Genomic DNA, 4427 nt, shown 5'->3' on the forward strand with positions numbered 1-4427 from the left:
CTCCTACCTTCCAGCATCATTTAGTTTGTTACCTCCCTAAATGTGGAATTAAGTATTGGGCTAGTGGCTAACCTTTGCCCAAGTTGGACTTTCACCAACAAGAACCAATACGCTTTGCTTGGCACACCCATAGAATAAACCTCCTTACCATTTTGTAGGACATTATATACAAAATAATCTTGAAAAAATAGAGAATCAATGCTTGATATAAGAATTTCAAAGGGAGCATTATGCTCCATCATAAATGTATATGCCTTATCCATAAGCGGTCTCTCAATACCTTTACCATTAAGGGTAAAGATAAGAATGTCTATGTCTGAGGAGGAAACATTGGTTTTTTTAGCACAGCTACCAAAAAGAATAATCTTTGCAATTTTTCCTTTAATATCACTTGTCAATAGGTATTCTTTAAAATTATCAAGAAGCCTCTCAATGTCCATATACTAATAATACCAAAAATTAAAGAAATAAGCAAGATATTCTCTCTTTAAAGACAAATGAGATAAAAGCACCAAATGCAAGATATGGGCCATACGGAATATAATCCCTCCTCTTTTTTCTTCCTGTAAGGATAAGAAAGCCTCCAATAATAATAGCAAATATTGAGGAGATAAGCAAAGATGAAATAAGAAGCCTAAAGCCAAGAAATAGTCCAATTAAGCCTGCTATCCATATATCTCCGCTTCCCATTCCCTCCATTTTAAGGATAAGTGGCGAGAGCCTTGCAACAAGGAATATAAGACCACCTCCAAAAACAAGCCCAAATATATGCTCTAAATCCCTCCATAGAAAAATATAGAGAAGAATTCCAACAGCAATCCCTGGATATACTACTTTATCCAGGACAAGAAATGTCTCAAGGTCAATAAAGGCAATTAGAATAAGGAGGGAAAAGAAAAATAGCCAAATCAAAAGTTCTGGTTTTGCTCCGTATAAACTTCCAAGATAAAAATAGATGCAACCTGTTAGGAATTCAACCAAAAGATAGCGAATGGGAATTCTTTCCTTACAATTCCTACATTTTCCTCCTAGAGCCAAGAAGCTTAAAATTGGGATATTGTCATACCATTTTATAGCTAAATTGCATTTTGGACAAAATGAGGCTGGAAAAATAATGGACATATCCTTTGGTAGCCTATATATACAAACATTAAAAAAGCTTCCAAATGTAGCACCAATGATGAATAGGCTAATCTCAAACATTAAGGCTTAATACCAGCAATCATAGCTTCTGTATATTTCAAAATAGGAGGGGCTTTTTTATTTGTTGGGTCTTGGATTGCCTTTTCACAAGCAACCTTTGTTTTTTCAAAGAAAATACGGCTATTTTTTATATCCTGTTTTTGATAATAAATATCGGCAAGGCTTACCAATGCATCAAGATGTTCCGGGTTAAATTCTAATATCTTTTTATAGCACTTAATAGCTTCTTCTATATTCCCATCCTTTTTATAGATAATGGCAAGATTAAGGTATGGCTCAATAAATACAGGGATAAGCTCTAATGCCTTTTTATATTCCTTTATTGCTAAATCCCTTTCTTTTTCATCCCCAGAAAAATAGAGGAGGGTATGTAAACCTCCAAGGAGGTTATAAAAGAAGCCATTTGTTGGTGTAATAGAAAGGGCTTTCTCTGCGGCTATAAATGCCCTATCTGCCCATTCCTTTTGTTTTTCTTTATTTTCTGCAAATTGTGCCTTCATAAATAAGGATTCGCAAAGGGTTTCATAGTAATATACCTCCTTTGGATGCTTTTTTAAAGATGCTTCTGCATATTGAATGGCATTATCAAAATCACCCCTTTCTTTTGCATATACAGCATTTTTAAATAATGTATCAGCTATGTATATGGGGATATTTAAAGTAAGAAGTAAGAAGTAAGAAGTAAGAAGTAAGAAGAATAAAATAAACCTTCCTGTGGAAAATTTTGGCATAACCTTCAAGGGTTTTTTCTTTTCCTGTTCTCTTAAGGCTAAACATAGAAGGGAAAGCAATATCCAGAATGTTGTTGTGTATGAGACCATTGAGAAATTAAATTGGCATTGGATGAAATAGGCGATTCCAGATGCAAGGAAGGATGCAGATAAAAGCCTATTTTTTATCCTTAAAGATAAAACAATAATAGATATCCAGAGCCAGATATAGATAATAAGACCAGGAATTCCCCTTGTAACACCCATATCAACGGTCTCATTGTGGCTTCTATCTGCCTTGACATTATGTCCACCAACCACCTCAAGCTCAGGCTCTTCAAACCTTGCATAGGCAAGCCTCATTGCTTCAATCCCACAGCCTGTCAAAGGATATGCAAGCATTGTTTTAAATCCAGCCTTCCAGAGGTATAACCTTTCAAGGGCTGTTCCCTGAAAAGATATGCCCTTCTTAGAGATGGTAAATGTGCTTAAAATTCTTTTTATCGGTGATGTTGATGGGTTCATTGAAAGAATTAAAAGAGCAAAAATAATTATTCCTAAAATAACCTTTACCTCAAGCCTTTTCAATAATTCCTTTCCTGTTATAATGAAAAATAAGAGCATACCTATAAAAAAGCCAAGATATGCACCCCTTGTCCTTGTTAATAGAAGGCAAAGGGTCATTATAATGAATGTAATTATCCATAGCCTATTCTTTTGGAAGGAGAAAAAGAGGGAAAATGGAATGCTCAAAACAAGATATGCGGCTAAAAAGTTTTGATTTCCAAAGAAACAGAGGGGAGGGCTTCCATCCAATCCCTCAAATATTCCCTTAACAGATGCAATTGTGGCAACAATAACAATTGTCTTAAGGAATCTATCTATTTTTAAAAAAGAAACAAAATTTGTAACAACAAAAAATAGAAAGATGTAGCTTATAATAGCAATAAAGCCCTCAAACCTTCTATATGTTCCTAAAAAGCTTGTCAAAGGGCTTACTGAAAACACAACAGAGATAATGGTTGAGATAAGAAAGAAGGCTACAGGAAGAAAAAGGGGGCTTTTTTTGAATGTAAAGGGATAAAAGACAATTCTAAAGGATACAAAGCCAAGGAGAATAAGGCTTAAAAAGCGAAGGAGCAAAGCCTTTGAAAGATCAAATGTAACATAGATGTTTGTATCATAGAATAGAGGGATAAGAATAAGAATGGCTAAAAGCAAATATTCAATAAAGGTATCAAGCCTTTTCATAAGAAGATTATAGATAAATATAGGGGTTTAAGGCAAGACCTAAAGAATTAAAAACTTAATTTGCTAAATTTTTACGGAACGCCTGCTAAAAATCAATTGAATTTCAAGTAATTTAAAAAATATCCCCGGACTTGTCATATAATAAAAAATAGTAGACAAATCTTTATATAAAAAACTATAATATTTTTATAATGGGACAGAAGGTAAATCCTAGAAGTTTTAGAATAGGCCAAGGTTATACCTGGGATTCAATATGGTATACAGGGAGCAAAAGGGAGTATGTAGAAAACCTCCAGGAAGATATTTCTATCAGAAATTTTATTGAAAACCATTTTGAAAACGGCGATATTGGCTCGGTTGTGATTGAGAGGTTTGGTGCAAAGATTAAGGTAAATATCCATACAGGAAGACCTGGTGTGGTTATTGGAAGGGGAGGAGAAGAGATAGAAAAGGTTAAGAAGCTCTTGTCTTCCAAAATAAAAAAGGAATTTCAGATAGACATTTATGAAATAGATGACCCAAATCTTAATGCCTCTCTTATTGCCAAATCTGTGGCAAGGTCTATTGAAAAGAGGATTCAACATAGAAGGGCGATGAAGAGAGCTGTTTCCAATACAATGGCATCAGGTGCGCTTGGAGTAAAAATATCTGCGGCTGGAAGGCTTGCTGATGCAGAAATAGCAAGGACAGAATGGTATCGTGAGGGAAGGGTTCCCCTTCATACAATAAAGGCTAATATAGACTATGGAGTAGCAGAGGCAACAACAAAGTTTGGAAAGATTGGAATAAAGGTTTGGGTCTATAGAAAGCCTGAAGAGTCTTAGCCCAACTTACTTTAACTTGAATTGCAAACAATTGTGGCACATTGTAAAATTTAAGTATGTTTGAACGATTTACAGAAAGGGCAAGGAAAATATTGGCTTTAGCCCAAGATGAGGCAAAGAGGCTAAATCATGATTATTTAGGTCCTGAGCATATCCTTTTAGGTCTTATAAGAGAGGGAGAAGGTGTTGCAACAGAGGTTTTAAGAAATTTTGATATTGACCTTGAGGGCTTAAAAATAGAGATAGAAAAGGAGACGCCCCCAGGCGGAAGCCTTGCTATATTAGGAAATGTTCCATTTACGCCACATTCAAAAAAGGTTTTAGAGCTTGCTGTTGAGGAGGGAAGGAATATGGGGCATAACTATATTGGAACAGAGCATCTTCTTTTTGGTCTTATAAAAGAGGAAGAAAGCATTGCCTCAAGAATCCTTACAAGGCT

General features: G+C 35.1%; 5 protein-coding genes. 2 read left to right on the forward strand and 3 right to left on the reverse strand.

The annotated features are described in order from the left end of the window. Positions 1-20 precede the first annotated feature (20 nt). From AB1630_10685 to AB1630_10695, 3 genes are read right to left on the reverse strand one after another with little or no spacing between them, the layout of a single operon-like run. On the reverse strand, positions 21-440 hold the full coding sequence (locus AB1630_10685; protein MEW6104256.1) for a nucleotidyltransferase domain-containing protein: 420 nt from the start codon (positions 438-440) through the stop codon (positions 21-23). A 19-nt stretch (positions 441-459) separates the two neighbouring features. Beyond that, entirely contained in the window at positions 460-1203 is a 744-nt protein-coding gene (locus tag AB1630_10690; GenBank protein ID MEW6104257.1) for a prepilin peptidase, read from the reverse strand. After that, positions 1203-3164, reverse strand: coding sequence for an O-antigen ligase family protein (locus tag AB1630_10695; protein MEW6104258.1), 1962 nt, complete (start codon positions 3162-3164; stop codon positions 1203-1205). Before AB1630_10695 ends, AB1630_10690 begins: the two co-directional genes overlap by 1 nt. Positions 3165-3355: 191 nt before the next feature. Here AB1630_10695 and rpsC point away from each other — a divergent pair, with 191 nt between their 5' ends. After that, positions 3356-3988, forward strand: coding sequence for a 30S ribosomal protein S3 (rpsC, locus tag AB1630_10700; GenBank protein ID MEW6104259.1), 633 nt, complete (start codon positions 3356-3358; stop codon positions 3986-3988). A gap of 56 nt (positions 3989-4044) precedes the next feature. Then, the coding region (locus AB1630_10705; protein ID MEW6104260.1) for a Clp protease N-terminal domain-containing protein at positions 4045-4427 on the forward strand (383 nt) is incomplete at its 3' end.

Source organism: bacterium (genome assembly GCA_040753555.1).
Taxonomy (GTDB): Bacteria; UBA9089; UBA9088; order UBA9088; family UBA9088; genus JBFLYE01.

What these genes read in the sequence shown, in the direction of transcription:
- AB1630_10695 (MEW6104258.1), bottom strand. Translation starts at nt 3,164, where the DNA reads ATGAAAAGGCTTGATACCTTTATTGAATATTTGCTTTTAGCCATTCTT.
- AB1630_10690 (MEW6104257.1), bottom strand. Translation starts at nt 1,203, where the DNA reads ATGTTTGAGATTAGCCTATTCATCATTGGTGCTACATTTGGAAGCTTT.
- rpsC (MEW6104259.1), top strand. Translation starts at nt 3,356, where the DNA reads ATGGGACAGAAGGTAAATCCTAGAAGTTTTAGAATAGGCCAAGGTTAT.
- AB1630_10685 (MEW6104256.1), bottom strand. Translation starts at nt 440, where the DNA reads ATGGACATTGAGAGGCTTCTTGATAATTTTAAAGAATACCTATTGACA.